General features: G+C 61.8%; 13 protein-coding genes, 1 tRNA gene and 1 pseudogene. 4 read left to right on the forward strand and 11 right to left on the reverse strand.

All coding sequences use genetic code 11. From position 1 onward, the window contains the following. The first annotated feature begins 83 nt into the window (after positions 1 to 83). Positions 84 to 644, forward strand: coding sequence for a TetR/AcrR family transcriptional regulator (locus ACK3BK_RS02050; protein WP_411383655.1), 561 nt, complete (start codon positions 84 to 86; stop codon positions 642 to 644). Positions 645 to 728: 84 nt separating this feature from the next. On the opposite strand, the pseudogene ACK3BK_RS02055 reads toward ACK3BK_RS02050, so the two are convergent. From ACK3BK_RS02055 to rpsU, 7 genes and pseudogenes are all read right to left on the reverse strand, one after another. Beyond that, positions 729 to 806 (reverse strand): annotated as a pseudogene (locus ACK3BK_RS02055) (nuclease-related domain-containing protein); the annotation flags it as partial. Positions 807 to 1,000: 194 nt separating this feature from the next. Further along, positions 1,001 to 2,122 (reverse strand): Fic family protein, encoded by a 1,122-nt coding sequence (locus tag ACK3BK_RS02060; protein WP_411383656.1) that lies wholly within the window; start codon positions 2,120 to 2,122, stop codon positions 1,001 to 1,003. Positions 2,123 to 2,534: 412 nt separating this feature from the next. Continuing rightward, positions 2,535 to 2,611 (reverse strand) — tRNA-Ile (locus tag ACK3BK_RS02065). Between the two features lie 15 nt (positions 2,612 to 2,626). Beyond that, entirely contained in the window at positions 2,627 to 6,370 is a 3,744-nt protein-coding gene (locus tag ACK3BK_RS02070) for an EAL domain-containing protein (RefSeq protein ID WP_411383657.1), read from the reverse strand. 131 nt (positions 6,371 to 6,501) lie between these two features. Next, positions 6,502 to 8,355 carry an RNA polymerase sigma factor RpoD gene (rpoD, locus tag ACK3BK_RS02075; RefSeq protein WP_054892208.1) on the reverse strand — a complete coding sequence of 618 codons (1,854 nt, stop codon included), beginning with the start codon at positions 8,353 to 8,355 and terminating at the stop codon, positions 6,502 to 6,504. A gap of 67 nt (positions 8,356 to 8,422) precedes the next feature. Continuing rightward, positions 8,423 to 10,405, reverse strand: a complete 1,983-nt coding sequence (gene dnaG / locus ACK3BK_RS02080) for a DNA primase (protein ID WP_411383658.1) — start codon at positions 10,403 to 10,405, stop codon at positions 8,423 to 8,425. Positions 10,406 to 10,635: 230 nt separating this feature from the next. Continuing rightward, positions 10,636 to 10,851 (reverse strand): 30S ribosomal protein S21, encoded by a 216-nt coding sequence (gene rpsU / locus ACK3BK_RS02085; protein WP_003255575.1) that lies wholly within the window; start codon positions 10,849 to 10,851, stop codon positions 10,636 to 10,638. Positions 10,852 to 11,055: 204 nt separating this feature from the next. On the opposite strand from rpsU, the gene tsaD reads away from it, so the two are divergent. Further along, positions 11,056 to 12,081, forward strand: a complete 1,026-nt coding sequence (gene tsaD / locus ACK3BK_RS02090; protein WP_186709539.1) for a tRNA (adenosine(37)-N6)-threonylcarbamoyltransferase complex transferase subunit TsaD — start codon at positions 11,056 to 11,058, stop codon at positions 12,079 to 12,081. Between the two features lie 24 nt (positions 12,082 to 12,105). On the opposite strand, the gene plsY is transcribed toward tsaD, so the two are convergent. After that, entirely contained in the window at positions 12,106 to 12,675 is a 570-nt protein-coding gene (gene plsY, locus ACK3BK_RS02095) for a glycerol-3-phosphate 1-O-acyltransferase PlsY (RefSeq protein WP_411383659.1), read from the reverse strand. A 74-nt stretch (positions 12,676 to 12,749) separates the two neighbouring features. Here plsY and folB point away from each other — a divergent pair, with 74 nt between their 5' ends. Continuing rightward, entirely contained in the window at positions 12,750 to 13,106 is a 357-nt protein-coding gene (gene folB, locus ACK3BK_RS02100) for a dihydroneopterin aldolase (protein WP_186667543.1), read from the forward strand. After that, positions 13,097 to 13,606, forward strand: coding sequence for a 2-amino-4-hydroxy-6-hydroxymethyldihydropteridine diphosphokinase (folK, locus tag ACK3BK_RS02105; protein WP_288375720.1), 510 nt, complete (start codon positions 13,097 to 13,099; stop codon positions 13,604 to 13,606). The genes folB and folK overlap by 10 nt, the downstream gene beginning before the upstream one ends. Positions 13,607 to 13,653: 47 nt before the next feature. On the opposite strand, the gene ACK3BK_RS02110 is transcribed toward folK, so the two are convergent. From ACK3BK_RS02110 to ACK3BK_RS02120, 3 genes are read right to left on the reverse strand one after another with little or no spacing between them, the layout of a single operon-like run. After that, positions 13,654 to 14,751 (reverse strand): multifunctional CCA tRNA nucleotidyl transferase/2'3'-cyclic phosphodiesterase/2'nucleotidase/phosphatase, encoded by a 1,098-nt coding sequence (locus ACK3BK_RS02110; protein WP_411383660.1) that lies wholly within the window; start codon positions 14,749 to 14,751, stop codon positions 13,654 to 13,656. A 51-nt stretch (positions 14,752 to 14,802) separates the two neighbouring features. After that, the gene (locus ACK3BK_RS02115; RefSeq protein ID WP_411383661.1) at positions 14,803 to 16,371 is read right to left on the reverse strand and encodes a SpoVR family protein; all 1,569 of its coding nucleotides are present in this window, start codon (positions 16,369 to 16,371) and stop codon (positions 14,803 to 14,805) included. After that, positions 16,368 to 17,639, reverse strand: coding sequence for a YeaH/YhbH family protein (locus tag ACK3BK_RS02120; RefSeq protein ID WP_054892216.1), 1,272 nt, complete (start codon positions 17,637 to 17,639; stop codon positions 16,368 to 16,370). Before ACK3BK_RS02120 ends, ACK3BK_RS02115 begins: the two co-directional genes overlap by 4 nt. Between the last annotated feature and the right edge of the window lie 74 nt (positions 17,640 to 17,713).

The raw sequence follows: 17,713 nt of genomic DNA on the forward strand, positions 1-17,713 counted from the left end.
GCTCTCGCAAAGGCTAAGAGTTAGCTTTTGCAGACGATGAACCTGTTTCGAGATAAAAGCAAACTCTTTGCGTTAAGGTGCATATGGCGATCAATCAGGGCGTGCGTCCAGGCGGGCGTAGTGCGAGGGTCCAGGCCTCGGTCCACAATGCGGTCAACCAGTTGCTGGAGGAGCGCGAGCGTGGCGAACTGACCGTGCCGCTGATCGCTGCCCGCGCGGGTGTGACGCCTTCGACCATCTACCGGCGCTGGGGCGACCTCAACGAACTGCTGGGAGACGTTGCGCTGCAGCGCATCCGTCCGGACAGCGGCCCGGCCGACACCGGCAGCCTGCCCGGAGACCTGCTCGCCTGGGGCATCCAGTACATGGAAGAGACATCATCGGTGCCCGGCCGCGCCGCGGTGCTCGACCTGCTGGCGGCTGGTGGCGGCTGCTCCGGGCGCTGCCTGGAAATTGCCACGGCGCAGATTGGCGCGATTCTCGAGCGCGCAGCGGCACGTGGAGAGCCGGTTCCGAGCAACGATCGCGTGGTCGATAGACTGATGGCACCGCTGGTGTACCGGATTCTGTTTTCCGGTGAGCCGCTGGAAGCGGCGTATGTGGAGGCTCTGGTGGAGGTGACGCTGGAGGGGATTGGCGGCTGAGGGTTGTTTGCCTGACGTGGCCGTCCCACCAAACGCAAAAAAGCCGCGCTGATGCGCGGCTTTGTCGTATCTGGTGGGCCCACACTGCGCCTGTTTCTCGCTGCCGAAGATCCAGCCGGTCATGTTCTTCGTTTCCAGCACGAAAATGCCGTAAGGCGAGAGGGCTGTGATCCATTTTCTTCCTTGAGCCGAGCTGCTTGACGAGCGCCCGTGGCAGGGCGAGCAGATGTGCCGAAAACCTGATGTCTGGCACAGATCTGGATAATGGCTAATTGCTTTCAATGGCTCGAGGGGATCGCGACTATAGTCCTATGGCGCGATGACGCACCAGGGGCTGATGAGATCGGCTCAGGTGCTCAGCGTGCTATCTGGTAACGGGTGCTACGTCCACCACCGGGTAGCCGTTCGATGCAACCTTTCTCTCGCAGGTCGCTCAGATGACGGGTCGCGGTGGCTTTGGAGACTTTGGCCACGGCTTGGTATTGCCCCGCGCTGATACCGTTCTCGAAACCCTTTTCGCCACCATCGAGCAGGCGGTTCAGAACTTTGATCTGCTCTGCCGATAGCGTTTGGCTGCGGTGTGCCTGCCAAAAGCGCGCCTTGACCAGTACACGGTCGATGCGAGCGAGGGCCTGTTCCAGGCTGTTGAGTAAGGTTGCGAGAAACCACTGCAGCCAACTGGTGATATCTAGCCCACTTTTCTGACTGACTTCGAGGATGCGGTAGTAGCCGGCGCGGTCGTCGAGGATGCTCGCGGACATCGCGTAAAATCGAATGGCTTGCTGTTCGCCTTGGGCCAGCGCCAGATCGGTGATGGCGCGGGTGAGGCGACCATTGCCGTCGTCGAAAGGGTGTAGGGTCACGAACCAGAAATGGGCGATGCCAGCACGCAGAAAGGGGTCAAGGCTGGCATCGCTTCGGCTGCTCTCGAACCAGCCGAGAAAGTCCGCCAATTGCGCTTCCAGCCCTGCGCGGGGAGGGGCCTCGAAATGTACCGTAGGGCGGTCTATGCGACCGGAAACGACCTGCATCGGCTCTTCGCCGCGCAGTGTGCCGATGTGTAGCGGTCGAGCCAGTAGTTGGTCATCGGCGGGGAATAGCCAACGGTGCCAGGTGAAGAGTCGCTGTTCCTCTAGCGGTTGTTGATGCAGGCTGGTTGTATCGAGCAGCAGTTCCGCCAGGCCTTCGGAACGTGAGGTGGTGCGACCCTCTTCGCTCAGCCCCAAGCGCCGCGCCAGTGATGAACGCACCGAACCGACATTAAGTTGCTCACCCTCGATGGCTGAGGAGGTGACGATGTTCTGCAGCATGGCATCCAGGCTGCTCTGCACTTCGGTGTCACTGCCCACCGCACCTAGCATTCCCAACAAACGACCCTGAGCCTGGCTGCAGGCTCGCAACAGCGGGGCGAGCGCTTCGGCTTGCCAACTGAAGTGCGGCCAGTCGGGCTGCTGCCAGATCCAGAGCGGGTCATTCATAAGGGTTGTTCATCTGTGAGCCGATTAACGAGCCTATTCGGCTCATGCAGTGAGCCGATAATGCCGCTTATTCGGCTCACTGTCTAATTCTCAAGCCGGGCTTGCTAGGTTGATGAGCGCGTCTGATCAGGGTTGTTGCGCGCACGCTTGTTCAGCGTTTCAGAAACATCGTTGAAAGAGGTCATTTGTGGCTCTTGGGCTACAAAATGGCACAGTCCAAGCTGTCTTGTAGCTCAAGGGCTACAAGCTTCCAGGCATAGCTCTGCATCTGCGTCGGTTTCCGGTTGTAGGTTCGGTTACCGATGGCTGTTCTAAGCTGATCGCAATGAAAAGTGTACGTTCATCAAGCAGCTATGGAAGGCGAGAGCGCGCTCAAGAACGCGCAAAGCCGCGCAGTGCGCGGCTTTGAGTATGGTGGGCCCACACGGACTCGAACCGTGGACCAAAGGATTATGAGTCCTCTGCTCTAACCAACTGAGCTATAGGCCCCAGAGGTCGGCCGGATTATAACGAGGGTTTGCTAAGGGTGCCATCTGAAAGATCCGACAGTGCTATGCGAAGAAAGGTGGCGGCGAATTCGTCGGCGGGCAGGGGCAGGCTGACGATGTAGCCCTGGATCTGTTCGCACCCTTCTGCGGCGAGGAAGCGTTGCTGGGCCTGGTTCTCCACGCCTTCGGCGATGATGGTCAACTGCATGCTGCGGCCTAGGGCAATGATGGCGCGGGCGATGGCGGCGTCGTGGGGGTCGTCGGGCAGGCCGCGGATGAACGACTGGTCGATCTTGAGGATGTCCAGCGGCAGGCGCTTCAGGTAGCTCAGCGAGGAGTAGCCGGTGCCGAAGTCGTCGATCGCCAGTTGCACACCGAGGTGCTTGAGCTGATGCAGGATGGCCAGGGCTTCTTCGGCCTGGCTCATGATGAAGTTCTCGGTGATTTCCAGCTGCAGGTCGCCGGCCTTGAGGTGGAAGGTCTTGAGCAGGTGCTCGATCCGCCGGGTCAGGCTGGGCTGGCGCAATTGAGCACCTGCGAGGTTGATCGACAGCGGGCCGAACGCCTGGTAGGTGCGTTTCCAGGTGTGCATCTGCTGGCAGGCCTGCTCCAGCACCCAGTCGCCGAGCTGGAGGATGCTGCCGTTCTCTTCGGCCAGGTGAATGAACTGCTCCGGCGGCACCTCGCCGAAGGTCGGGTGGTTCCAGCGGATCAGCGCCTCGGCACCGACCAACCCCTGGGTCTTGAGGCTGAACTTGGGTTGGTAGTACAGACTCAGTTCGTTGCGTTCGATGGCGCGGCGCAGCTCATGCTCGAGGAAAATACGCTCGCTGGCCTGGGCAGTGAGGTCGAGGGTGTAGCTTTCGACGCGGTTGCGGCCCTTGGCCTTGGAGCGGTACATGGCGGCGTCGGCGTTGCGGATCAGTGTGGCGACGTCGGTGCCGTCCTGCGGGTACAGGCTGATACCGATGCTGGCACTGGTGAAGAACTCGTGCTCGCCGGCCTGAACCGGGGCGTGGAAACACGCCAGCAGCTTGTTGGCGATGGCGCTGGCGTCGCTTGGGCGATGCAGGCCGGGCAGCAGGATGATGAATTCGTCGCCGCCCAGGCGGGCGACGGTGTCGACATCGCGAACCTGTTCTTTCAGGCGTTGGGCGATGCCCTTTAGCAAGAGGTCGCCGACCGGGTGGCCGAGGCTGTCGTTGATGTGCTTGAAGCGGTCGAGGTCGAGGAACAGCACTGCGCCCTGGTGGCTGGAGGCCTGGGCGCAGGTGAGGGCAGCCTGCAGGCGGCTCTCGAACAGGGTGCGGTTGGGCAGGCCGGTGAGCGGGTCGTGGTGGGCCTGGTAGTCGAGCTTGGCCTGGGCGTGCTTGAGGCTGGAGATGTCGGCGAACACGGCGACGAAATGGGTGGTCTCGTGCTCACTGTTGCGTACGGCGCTGATGGTCAGCCAACTAGGGTAGAACTCGCCGTTCTTGCGTCGGTTGCAGATCTCGCCCTGCCAATGGCCTTCGGCGGTGAGCTGATGCCACATGGCGACGTAGAAGGCGCTGTCATGTTGACCGGAGGCGAGCAGACGCGGGGTCTGGCCAAGGGCTTCGAGCTCGCTGTAGCCGGTGATCTCGCTGAAGGCGCGGTTGACCGCGCTGATGCGCTGTTCGGTATCGGTGATCAGCACACCCTCGGCGGTGTTCTCGAAGACCGTGGCGGCCAGTTGCAGTTTTTCCTGCATCATGTGGCGCTCGGTGATGTCGCGGGTGATGGTCAGCATGCAGTCGATGCCGCCGATTGGTAGTGGCCGAGCGGACATTTCACACAGGCGGATCTGGCCGTCGCTACGGCGGATATGGCAACTGAAATCGCGCGCAAAACCATCGCGCTTGAGCAGTTCGATCAGCCGATCACGTTCGTTGAGGTCGGCCCAGATGCCCAGATCAAGGCTGTTGTGGCCAAGGCTTGGGTTGATGTCGTAGCCGGTCAGCCGGCAGAAACCTTCGTTGGCTTCCAGCAGCAGGCCATCGCTCTGGCGCGACAGCAGCAAGCCGTCGGGCGATGCGTGGAAGGCCTTGGCGAACTTCTCTTCGGAAGTCTGCAACTGTTGCTGGGTTTCCTTGAGCTGGCTGATGTCGCGCACGGCAACCACCAGCGCCGGTGTGCCGTCCAGGTCGAAGCTTTCAGCGGAGGTGAGGCCTGTGAATAACTCGCCGTTGCTGCGCCGGAAGCTCATTTCCAGATTGCGGATGCCGCCCAGTTGCATGCGCTCAAGGATCGTCGGGCCGGAGCCCGCAACGCCCCACAGGTCCAGTTCTGTGGCGGTGCGGCCTATGACCTGGGCTGGGCTCAGGCCGATCTGCTCTTCGAATGCTTTGTTGACCTCCAGCAGGCAGCCGTCGCTGTGGCGGGCGATGAGCAGGATGTCGGGGCATTGCTCAAACACCGAGGCGAACTTCTGTTCGGATAGGCGCAGGGCATCCTCGGTACGTTTGGTTTCGCTGATGTCGATCATCAGGCCGCGCATCAGCGGCTTGTGGCCTTGCTCGATCATGCTGACGATATTGCGTACCCAGAGGATGTGCCCGTCGGCACGTATTACGCGATAGTCGAGGCTGTGGTCGCGCCCGGCGGCGGTTTCGGCATCGCAGTAGGCCTGGGCCCAGAGGGCGTCTTCGGGGTGCAGGATGCCGCGCCAGAAGCCGGGTTTGAGCCATTCCCGCAGCGGATAGCCGAGCAGGCCCTCGGCGTGCGGGGAGACGTAGCTGTAGGTGAAGTCGTTGGCGTCGGCCTCCCAGGCGATGGCCGAAAGGCTCTCGATCAGGCTGCGGTAGTGGTATTCGCTGCTGCGTAGCTCTTGCTCCAAGGCGATCCGCCGCGAAATCTCCGAGCTGAGGCGGCGATTGATGCGCAGCATGGCGGCGAGGATCAGCAGCACAACGGCCAATGTCGGCAGGCCATAAATCACTAGGTCGCGCCATAAGCTCCGTTGATCGACGACGTTGCCAACCCAGCGCTCCTGAATGTCACTGATTTCGGTACTGCTCAGGTCGGCCATGACTTTGTCGAGAATGCCGATGAGGATTTTCTGTTCTCGTGGGGCGGCCATGGCCAACTGATAGCGGTAGGGCGTCTCGCCACTGACGTACAGGCCATCGAGCTTGAGCTGGCGTAGGCTCCAGATGCTCGATGCAAGGTCGCCAACCACCGCATCCACTTCGTCGGTAGCCAACGCCTGCAGGGCTGAACTCACATTGGGCAAGGCCACCAGATTGAGATCCGGGTGGTGGGTACGCAGCAACTCATGGGGGGCGTAGTTTTCCACGACCGCGATTTTCAGGCCGTACAGGTCTTTGAGGGTGCGTGGCTGAGGGCCGCCCTCGTGGGCGAGGATGACGATGGGGAAATCGAGGTAGGGGCGGGTGAAGGCCAGGTAGGATTGGCGTTCGGGCGTCGACATGATGCCTGGAAGCAGGTCGATACGGTTCTGTCGTGCTTGCTCAAGTACTTGCGACCAATTGCTGGGCTCGACCGGCTGCAGCGTGACGCCCAGGCGTTGCTGGATCAGGGCAATGTAGTCGGCGGCCAATCCCTGATAGCGACCTTCCTGGTCGCGAAATTCGAATGGCGGCCAAGACGCATCCACGCCCAGGCGCAGCTGCGGATGGGCGTTGAGCCAGGCTTGTTCTTCGTCCGTCAGGGTCAGGGCGCCGGCCGCTGTGTTCCAGATCATCAAGAGCAGCAGCAGAAGTGCCGGCATCAAGGGCATGGCGACCTCTCTCTATCAGGGGGCTGATTCGAGTGTAGACGGACGCGGGTGAAGAGTGCCGGTGAATGCGGCAGATTGCCTGCTGCTTTTTGTCGCCCATGAAAAACCCCGGCCTGGGCCGGGGTTCGTCATCACTCGTCGAGGAAGGAGCGCAGATGCTCGCTTCGCGTCGGGTGGCGCAGCTTGCGCAACGCCTTGGCTTCAATCTGACGGATCCGCTCGCGGGTCACGTCGAACTGTTTGCCGACTTCTTCAAGTGTGTGGTCGGTGTTCATGTCGATACCGAAACGCATGCGCAGCACCTTGGCTTCGCGTGCGGTCAGGCCCGAGAGCACGTCGCGAGTGGCTTCCTTGAGGCTTTCGACCGTGGCCACGTCGATCGGGGACTGCATGGTGGAGTCCTCGATGAAGTCGCCCAGATGCGAATCTTCGTCGTCGCCGATCGGGGTTTCCATGGAGATCGGCTCTTTGGCGATCTTCAATACCTTGCGGATCTTGTCCTCAGGCATTTCCATGCGCTCACCCAGCTCTTCCGGGGTCGGTTCGCGACCCATTTCCTGCAGCATCTGCCGGGAAATACGGTTGAGCTTGTTGATCGTCTCGATCATGTGCACCGGAATCCGGATGGTGCGCGCCTGGTCGGCGATCGAACGGGTGATCGCCTGGCGGATCCACCAGGTGGCGTAGGTCGAGAACTTGTAGCCACGACGGTATTCGAACTTGTCCACCGCCTTCATCAGGCCGATGTTGCCTTCCTGGATCAGGTCGAGGAACTGCAGGCCGCGGTTGGTGTACTTCTTGGCGATGGAGATCACCAGACGCAGGTTCGCCTCGACCATTTCTTTCTTGGCGCGACGGGCTTTCGCCTCGCCGATCGACATGCGACGGTTGATCTCTTTGATTTCCGCGACGGTCAGGCCGGTCTCGGTCTCAAGGTCGATCAGCTTCTGCTGGCAGGCGACGATCGCGGCGTCCTTCTCACCCAGGGCGGCGGCCCACTTGGTGCTGCGCTTGGCGAGGTCACCGCTCCAGGTCTGGTCGGTCTCGTTGCTCGGGAACAGGCGCAGGAAGTCGGCACGCGGCATGCGGGCATCACGCACGCACAGTTGCATGATCGCGCGCTCCTGCTGACGCAGGCGGTCAAGGGCACCGCGGACACGCTCGACGAGCACGTCGAACTGCTTGGGCACCAGCTTGATCGGCATGAACAGATCGGCCAGGGCCTGGAGCGCCGCAACGCTTTCCTTGCCACTGCGACCATGCTTCTTCAAGACTTTGTTGGTGGCCTGGAGCTGATCGGAGACGGCGCCGAAACGCTGACGGGCAACTTCTGGATCGGGGCCGCTTTCGCCCTCTTCCTCGCTGTCGTCGCTGTTTTCGTCGCCTTCTTCTTCGTCCTCCGACTCTTCCTTCGCCGCTGCAGTCTTGGCGCCTGGGATCGGTACTTCTTCGGTAGGCGCGGCGATATTGTCGTCAGGGTCGATGTAGCCGCTGAGAACGTCCGACAGACGGCCGCCTTCGGTCGTTACACGGTCGTACTCGCCGAGAATGTGATCGACGGTGCCCGGGAAGTGGGCGATGGCGCCCATGACTTCGCGGATACCTTCCTCGATGCGCTTGGCGATTTCGATCTCGCCTTCGCGGGTCAGGAGCTCGACGGTACCCATTTCACGCATGTACATGCGTACCGGGTCGGTCGTGCGGCCGATATCGGTTTCAACGGCCGCCAACGCTGCGGCGGCTTCTTCGGCTGCGGCTTCGTCGGTGTCGGCTTCCGCCAACAACAGGGCATCCGCATCCGGAGCACTCTCGAATACGTTGATCCCCATGTCGTTGATCATGCGGATGATGTCTTCCACCTGTTCCGGATCTGAAATATCCTCAGGCAGGTGGTCGTTGACCTCCGCGTAAGTCAGGTAGCCCTGCTCACGACCGCGGGTGATCAACTCTTTGATACGAGATTGCTGTTGCGCTTTTCCGGACATAACACCCTATCCACTGAAGGTCTTGGCGGGCAAAAAACAAGCCGAGGATTATACCCGAGCATGGACCTCACGCGCCAGATGAGGTCGGGGTTTGTGCGGGAACATTCCTGCTGAGCAGGGCGAGCAACTGGGATTTTTCCTCGGTGCTCAACTCACTTTGACGTGCTTTCCTGAGCAGATGTTCCAAGCTTCGCTCGCGCTGGCGGGCTGACAAGCTAGTTATGGTGTCGAAAAACTGTTGTTCAAGGTTATCGGCATCGATCAGCCATTCCTTCTCTGCCAGCGCCCGCAACAGACGTCCCTGTTCGGTGCCGTGCCAGCGTGCGATCAGCTGCATGGAGCTTAGCCCAGGATTCTTCTGCACGGCTTCGATCAGGGCCACCAGCAACTGGCTGTAAAGATGTTCTTCGTCGGCGAAATGGCTCGCGTCCTCGACCTTTCCGGCCAGCAGCGGATGGTGCAGCAATGTGCGCAAGGCCGCGAGCGCCGGGGGTTCGACCGGTGCCGGTGTGCGTGGAGGCGCTTCGTCGCGCTGCCAGCCCTTGCCGCCCTTGCGGTTCTTGTCCCAAGGCTTGCCATTGCCATCCCAGGGCTTCTTGCCAGCCCCCTTGTTGGGTGTCCAGGGGCGCTGCTCCTGCTGGGTGGGGGCGTAGTCGTAATGCTGTTCGCTGAAGTCCGGCGTGTAGCTGGCCATGGCATCGTAGTCATAGCCTGGATCATAGTCCGGTACGCTGGGTGCGGGCGTATTCTGCGCCAACTGCTCCATTTGTTGGACATCAAGACCAGTAATTTCCTTCAAGCGATTGCGCATTAACTGGCGCAGATTGGCGCCCGGAATCTTTTCGATCAACGGTGCAGCCAGGGTCGCCATGTGCGCCTTGCCTTCCAGCGAGCGTGGGTCGGCTTCGCTGGCCAGTTGCTCGAAGAAATAGTCGGCGAGCGGCTGGGCGTGCTGATGGATGCGGGCCTGGAAGGCGTCGGTGCCTTCGGCGCGGACCAGCGTATCCGGATCTTCCCCTTCGGGCAGGAACAGGAAGCGCGCACGCCTGCCATCCTGCAGGTTCGCCAGGGTGGCCTCCAGTGCCCGCCAGGCCGCCTTGCGCCCGGCCTGGTCGCCGTCGAAGCAGAACAGCACGTTGGGCACCACGCGGAACAGACGCTTGAGGTGCTCTTCGCTGGTCGCGGTGCCAAGGGTGGCTACGGCATTGCGCAGGCCTTGCTGGGCGAGGGCGATCACATCCATATAGCCCTCGACCACGATGATTTCGTCGAGGTTGCGGTTGTGCTTGCGTGCCTCGAACAGCCCGTACAGTTCCTGGCCCTTGTGGAACACCGGGGTTTCCGGGGAGTTCAGGTACTTGGGCTTGTCATCGCCCAGCACGCGCCCGCCGAAGGCGATCACCCGGCCTCGACTGTCGCGGATCGGGAACATGACCCGATCGCGGAAGCGATCGTAGCGCTTGCCGGTCTCGGCGTTCTCGATCAGCAGGCCGGCGTCGATCATCACCTTCTGTTGCAGGGTGTCGGCGCCAAGGTGCTTGAACAGGTTGTCCCAGCCCGGCGGGGCGAAACCCAGGCCGAAATCACGGGCAATTTCGCCAGACAGGCCGCGGCCCTTCAGGTACTCGACCGCTGCCTTGCGTGTCGGATGGTTGCGCAGCGCCTGGCGATAGAACTCTGCAGCCGCTTCGAGCAGCGGGTACAGCGGCGAATCAGTGGGCTGGCGCGGCTTTTGTCCGCGTCGTCCCTCTTCGCGCGGCACTTCCATGCCTGCGGCGCGGGCCAGTTCCTCGACCGCCTGGGGGAAGTCCAGGTTGTCGTGGTCCATGATGAAGCCCAGGGCGTTGCCCCCGGCGCCACAGCCGAAGCAGTAGTAGAACTGCTTGTCGGGGCTGACGGTGAAGGACGGCGTCTTTTCCTTGTGGAACGGGCAGCAGGCCGAGTGGTTCTTGCCGGTCTTCTTCAGTTGGATGCGCGAACTCACCACGTCGACAATGTCGGTGCGGTTGAGGAGGTCGTCGATGAAACTCTGGGGAATCAGCCCGGCCATGGCAGTCTCGTTATCTGGCTACTGGCAAGTCTAATCGCTGGAGAGAGCAACAAGGGAGATGCGTGTCTGCGTTTCACCTGCCGCATCGGGCATTCTGGTGAGGCGTATGAATTCTGCCCATGGGCGTTTGCCGGGGCGCCCAAGGCACATGACCGAGGGGGTGAAGCGACAACTGCCATTAGCCCGGCACGAGGCCGGGCTGGGCAGAAGCTTTGCGTAGAACGTCTGTATTAGTACAGACGAACGGCGCGGCGCTGTTCGCGCTGAACTTTCTTGGCGTGACGCTTAACAGCGGCAGCAGCTTTGCGCTTACGCTCGGCGGTCGGCTTCTCGTAAAACTCGCGGCTACGAACTTCAGCCAGTACACCGGCTTTTTCGCAGGAGCGCTTGAAACGACGCAGAGCTACGTCGAAGGGTTCGTTCTCTTTAACTTTGACGGCTGGCATCCAGGGCTACCTTAATTCATTACCGGGGTAGACGTGCTCCTGGCAAAACAAAGGTGTGCTGGAGAACGTCGGTTTTCAAGGGTTGCGGATGTTAACCCTTAGCGTGGCGGAATGCAAAGCCTCTGATCGAAAACCGCTGGTCGGCACTCTGCACGGGGACTAGAATGCGCGGCTTCGAATTCAGCCTCCACAAGGCACGGACCCATGCTAGTACTGGGATTGGAAACATCCTGCGACGAAACTGGCGTCGCATTATACGACAGTGAGCGCGGCCTGCTGGCCGATGCGCTGTTCAGCCAGATCGACCTGCACCGCGTCTACGGCGGCGTGGTGCCCGAGCTCGCCTCGCGCGATCACGTCAAGCGCATGCTGCCGTTGATTCGCGAAGTGCTGGATGAAGCCGGCTGCATCGCCGCCGACATCGATGCCATTGCCTACACCGCAGGCCCCGGGCTGGTCGGTGCGCTGCTGGTTGGCGCCTCCTGTGCACAGGCGCTGGCGTTCGCCTGGGACATTCCGGCAATTGGCGTTCACCATATGGAAGGCCACCTGCTGGCGCCGATGCTCGAAGAGCAGCCGCCGCAGTTCCCGTTCGTCGCCTTGCTGGTATCCGGTGGTCACACGCAGTTGGTGCAGGTCGATGGCATCGGCCAGTACGCGCTTCTGGGTGAAAGCCTGGATGACGCGGCAGGCGAGGCCTTCGACAAGACGGCCAAGCTGATCGGTCTGAATTATCCCGGCGGCCCCGAGATCGCTCGCCTGGCCGAGCAAGGTACGCCCGGACGCTTCGTATTCCCGCGGCCGATGACCGATCGCCCGGGGCTTGAGTTCAGCTTCAGTGGCCTCAAGACCTTCGCCCTGAACACCTGGCAGCAGTGCCGCAATGCCGGTGACGACAGCGAGCAAACCCGTTGCGACCTGTCGCTGGCATTCCAGCAGGCGGTGGTGGAGACTCTGACCATCAAGTGCAAGCGTGCCCTCAAGCAGACTGGCCTCAAGCGCCTGGTCATCGCCGGTGGCGTGAGCGCCAACAAGGCGCTGCGGGCATCGCTCGAGGACATGCTCGCGAGCATCAAGGGCAATGTGTATTACGCGCGTCCGAAGTTCTGCACCGACAACGGCGCGATGATTGCCTACGCCGGCTGCCAGCGCCTGTTGGCCGGGCAGCAGCAGGATCTGGCGATCAGTGTGCAGGCGCGTTGGCCCATGGAGCAGTTGCCGCCGCTGTGAGGCAGAGTTTTTCCCGCGAGTGATTCAGAAATGTCGTTCGCGGCCGGCAAACAGGTCGCGCAGGTTGCTACGGTGTCGCCAGACTATAAGTACTGTCAGCACCGTCATTGGCAGCAGCGCGGCCGGTTCGCGCCAGGCCAGCAGCGGCAGGGTCAGCGGCGTGGCGATCAAGGCCGCCAGCGAGCTGGTGCGGGTGAGGTAGAAGGTCAGCAGCCAGGCGCCGATCGCCAGCAGCGCGGCGGGGAAGTAAAGGCCCATGAGCATGCCCGCCGCAGTGGCGACGCCCTTGCCGCCCTGGAAGCGGAAGTACAGCGGAAACAGGTGGCCGATCACGGCGCACAGGCCTATCCAGGCCTGGGCCTGCAGGCTCAGGCCGGTAAGGCTCGCCAGCAGCACGGGCAGCAAACCCTTGCACAGGTCGCCGAGCAAGGTGAGGATGGCCAGCTTGCGGCCTGCCAGGCGCAGCATGTTGGTCGCGCCGGCGTTGCCCGAGCCGCTGGAGCGCGGGTCGGGGTTGCCACTGAGGCGGCTCAGGACAATGGCGAAGGACAGCGAGCCGAGCAGGTAGGCGAGCAGCGCCAATAACCAAAACATGCTAACTATTCCGGGCGGGGACGCCCTGATTCTAACGGCGCCAGTCGCCCTTGTCGTGCTGTGGAGAGAAGTGCTTGGACAGAGTGTTCATCGAGGGACTGGAAGTCGATACCGTCATCGGTGCCTATGACTGGGAGCGGGATATTCGCCAGTGCCTGCGCCTGGACCTGAGTTTTGCCTGGGACAACCGCCCGGCGGCGGCCGGTGACGACCTCAGCCTGGCGTTGGACTACGCCAGTGTCTCGGCACGTATCCAGGCCTTTGCCGAGCAGTCGCGCTTCGAGCTGGTGGAAACCTTTGCCGAGCGCCTGGCGGCGACCTTGATGGAAGAGTTCGACATTCCGTGGATGCGGTTGAAACTGACCAAGCCCGGTGCCGTACCTGCGGCCCGGGGTGGCGTGGGCGTGGAGATCGAGCGCGGATGTCTCTGAGCACGGTTTACCTGGGGCTGGGCAGCAATATCGACCGCTACCGGCATCTGTGCGCCGGGCTCGATGCGCTGGCGCTCTTTCTCGGTGACATGCGCTGTTCGCCGGCGTTCGAGAGCCAGGCGGTGGGGATCAAGAGCGGGCCGTTCATCAACTTCGTGGTCACGGGCAAGACCGACCTGCCCCTGATGGAGCTGGATCGCCGACTCAAGTTCATCGAGGCGGACAACGGGCGCTATGCCCCGGGGCGCAAGGGCTTGCCGCTGGATATAGACGTATTGATGTATGACGATCTGCAAGGCACGTTCGATGGGCTGGTGTTGCCTCGGGCCGAGATCCTGAAGAATGCGTTCGTGCTGTGGCCGCTGTCGTTGCTGGCGCCGGAGCTGGTGCATCCGGGGGCGGGGAAAAGCATGGCGCAGTTGTGGCAGGAAGCGCAGATCGATCAGGTGTTGGCGCCGATCGACTTCGAGTGGCGTGGGTTGCAACTGACGCCTGCGTAAGCCTTGCCGACCTCTTCGCGGGCAAACCCGCGAGAAGGCCGGTCGAGTCAGCTGGCTCGGTAAGCCACGAGCGCTTTCAGGCGTTGGCCTTTGAGTGCCTCCCCCAGGCCCTGGCCGGTGAGCCCCGCCTCCACCAGCGGCTTCACATCCACCGACCGCGCTGCTGCCGCAGCCCCGCGCAGATAATCGGCCTGTGGATAATCCGTATCACCCTGCGACATCGCACAGGCAGCGATGAAGTCCTCGAACCGCTGTGGCCTTCGATAAACGTCGAACTTCTGCAACATCTCCAGTAGCTCCACAGGCGTTAGCTGCAAGGCGTCGTCAGCCTGCCTGGCAAATTCCCCTACCAGCACGGCCAGTTCCTGGCATTCCCGCGGCGCCTTGAAGCGTTGGTTCAGCGCCTTGATCTGCGCTGGCTCCAGGCCGCGCAACAGGCATGCCCAGCGCACGGCCAAAGGCTGCTGATGCCGGGCTGCCTGGCGCAGCGCCGCCAACGTGCCCGCGTTATGCTCCAGTTCGGGCATGAGCTCCTTCAGGGCGCCACATTCACGCAGCACCTGGATAAACACCTGCGGCTCGCTTTCCAGTAACGCCCGTTCGATCTCCTTCCAGCTGCGTTCGGCCGTCAATGCCTGCAGCTCACCTGACTCGGTGATCTGGCGCATGAGCTCGAGGGTGTCGTCGGCAACCTGAAAACCGAGCGGCGCATAGCGGGCGGCAAAGCGGGCAACGCGCAGCACACGCAAAGGATCTTCGGCGAATGCCGGGGAAACATGGCGAAGAATGCGCTTATCCAGATCAACTTTGCCATGGTAAGGGTCGTGCAGATTGCCCTGGTCATCCTCGGCCATCGCATTGATGGTCAGGTCGCGGCGTATCAGATCTTCCTCGAGTGTGACTTCGGGGCTGGCGTGAAAGGTGAATCCGCCATAGCCGCGACCGCTCTTGCGCTCGGTGCGCGCCAGGGCGTATTCCTCGCCGGTTTTCGGGTGGATGAAGACGGGGAAATCCGCGCCTACCGGGCGAAAGCCCTGAGCCTGCATCTCTTCGACCGTAGCGCCGACCACCAGCCAGTCGATATCGCTGACCGGGCGCCCGAGCAGACGGTCGCGAACCGCGCCGCCAACTTTATAGATGTGCATGTACAACCTCCGTGACTGCCGACAGCATACCTTGTCGGCAGTCACGAGGTCTCAGAGGTGGTGGATGACGGCGAGGTCCATGCGGCCGTAGTCGCCTGGCTCTCCATGCTCGCCGCGGGGCGGCATGTGGTGGGTCTTCATCACCTGATCGCCCTGTACGGTTTCCAGGTGGATGTCGAAGCCCCACAGGCGGTGCAGGTGCTTGAGCACTTCCTCGGTGGAGTCGCCCAGCGGTTTGCGGTTGTGCTGCTGGTGGCGCAGGGTGAGCGAGCGGTCGCCACGGCGATCGATGCTCCAGATCTGAACGTTGGGCTCGCGGTTGCCCAGGTTGTACTGCGCCGCCAGTTGTTCGCGGATGGTGCGATAGCCTGCCTCGTCGTGAATCGCTGGCACCAGCAGGTCGTCGCGTTGGTCGTCGTCGAGGATGCTGAACAGCTTGAGGTCGCGGATCACCTTGGGGGAGAGGTACTGAAGGATGAAGCTCTCGTCCTTGAAGCTGCTCATGGCGAACTTGATGGTCGACAACCAATCGCTGCCGGCGATTTCCGGGAACCAGCGACGATCTTCTTCCGTCGGGTGCTCGCACATGCGGCGAATGTCCGTGTACATGGCAAAGCCCAGGGCATAGGGGTTGATGCCGCTGTAGTAGGGGCTGTCGAAGCCGGGCTGGAACACCACGCTGGTGTGCGACTGCAGGAACTCCATCATGAAACCGTCAGTGACCAGGCCTTCGTCGTACAGGTCGTTCATCAGTGTGTAGTGCCAGAAGGTCGCCCAGCCTTCGTTCATCACCTGGGTCTGGCGCTGCGGGTAGAAGTACTGTGCGATCTTGCGCACGATCCTCACGACCTCACGCTGCCAGGGCTCGAGCAATGGCGCGTGTTTCTCGATGAAGTACAGGATGTTTTCCTGGGGTTCGGCGGGGAAACGCGCGTCGTCCTTGTCGCTGCCCTTTTCCGTGCCCTTGGGGATGGTGCGCCACAGGTCGTTGATCTGCCGCTGCAGGTGTTCCTCGCGCTCCTTCTGGCGCCGGCGTTCTTCCTCGGCGGAGATGGGGTAGGGCCGCTTGTAGCGGTCGACGCCGTAGTTCATCAGGGCATGGCAGGAGTCGATGAGGTCTTCCACGGCATCGATACCGTGGCGTTCCTCGCACTGGGCGATGTACTGCTTGGCAAACACCAGGTAGTCGATGATCGAGCTGGCGTCGGTCCAGGTGCGGAACAGGTAGTTGCCCTTGAAGAAGCTGTTGTGCCCGTAGCAGGCGTGGGCGATCACCAGCGCCTGCATGCAGATGGTGTTTTCTTCCATCAGGTAGGCGATGCAGGGGTCGGAGTTGATGACGATTTCGTAGGCCAGGCCCATCTGTCCACGGCTGTAGGACTTTTCGGTGCTGAGGAATTGTTTGCCGTAGGACCAGTGGTGATACCCCAGCGGCATGCCCACCGAGGCGTAGGCGTCCATCATCTGTTCGGCAGTGATCACCTCGATCTGGTTGGGATAGGTATCCAGCGCATAGCGCGCGGCCAGGCGGCTGATTTCCCGGTCGTAGGTCTGGATCAGCTCGAAGGTCCATTCCGAGCCGGTGGAAATGGGTTGGCGTCTCTGTGCTCTGGCGGTCATGTGGCTAACCTGCGCTGGAAGAGTTCACGGAAGACCGGGTAGATGTCACCGGCCGAGACCAACTGTTGCTGGGCGAAGGTGTCGGGAAACGCTTCGCCGATACGTTCGTACTCGTACCACAGTGCCTGATGCTCACGGGGGGTGATCTCGACATAAGTGTAGTACTGCACGTGCGGCATGATCTGCTTGGTCAGGATATCGCGGCAGATGGGGGAGTCGTCGTTCCAGTTGTCGCCATCCGACGCCTGGGCGGCATAGATGTTCCAGTCGCTGGCCGGATAACGCTCGGCCATGATCTCCTGCATCATCTTCAGGGCGCTGGAGACGATGGTGCCGCCGGTCTCGCGCGAATAGAAGAACTCTTCTTCATCCACTTCGCGGGCGCTGGTGTGATGGCGTATGAACACCACCTCGATGCGTTCGTAGTTGCGCTTGAGGAACAGGTACAGGAGGATGAAGAACCGCTTGGCGATATCCTTGGTGGCCTGGGTCATGGAGCCGGAGACGTCCATCAGGCAGAACATCACTGCCTTGGAACTGGGGTTGGGCTGCTTGACCAGCAGGTTGTATTTCAGGTCGAAGGTGTCGAGGAAGGGCAGGCGGTTGATGCGCGCCTTGAGGCGTACGATCTCGGCCTCGACCTCCTGAATGTCGGTGAAATTGTCGGGTTCCTCAACTTTCAGCCGCTCCAGTTCCTTTTGCGCTGCGCGCAACAGGCCGCGGCTGCTGCCGGTCAGGGCGATGCGTCGGGCATGGGCCGAGCGCAGTGTGCGCACGATGTTGATGCGTGACGGGTTGCCCTCGTTGGCGATACCCGCGCGTACGGTCTTGAAGGTGTCGGCACCGGTCAGGTGACGCTTGACCAGGTTGGGCAGCTCCAGGTCTTCGAACATGAATTCGAGGAACTCTTCCTGGGTGATCTGGAAGACGAATTCGTCCATGCCCTCGCCGGAATTACCGGCCTTGCCGCGCCCGCCACCGCCACCACCGCCTTGCGGACGAGCGATATGTTCGCCTGCTGTGAATTCCTTGTTGCCCGGATGAACGATGGTCTGCTTGCCGCCACGGCCGTGGTGCAGCACCGGTTCGTCGATATCGCGTCCGGGGATGCTGATCTGCTCACCATGCTCCATGTCCATGATGGAGCGGCGGCTCACCGCCTCTTCGACGGCCTTCTTGATGTGCTCACGGTACCGGCGCAAAAAACGCTGGCGGTTGACCGTGCTCTTGTTCTTGCCGTTCAGGCGTCGGTCGATTACGTAGCTCATGGTGCCTCCGCTAAGAGCAGCTGCAAGCGTCAAGCTGCGAGACAAAACAGCCACCAGCACCGCAAGCCGAGGCG

This window comes from Pseudomonas sp. L7, assembly GCF_046605565.1.
GTDB lineage: Bacteria > Pseudomonadota > Gammaproteobacteria > Pseudomonadales > Pseudomonadaceae > Aquipseudomonas > Aquipseudomonas wayambapalatensis.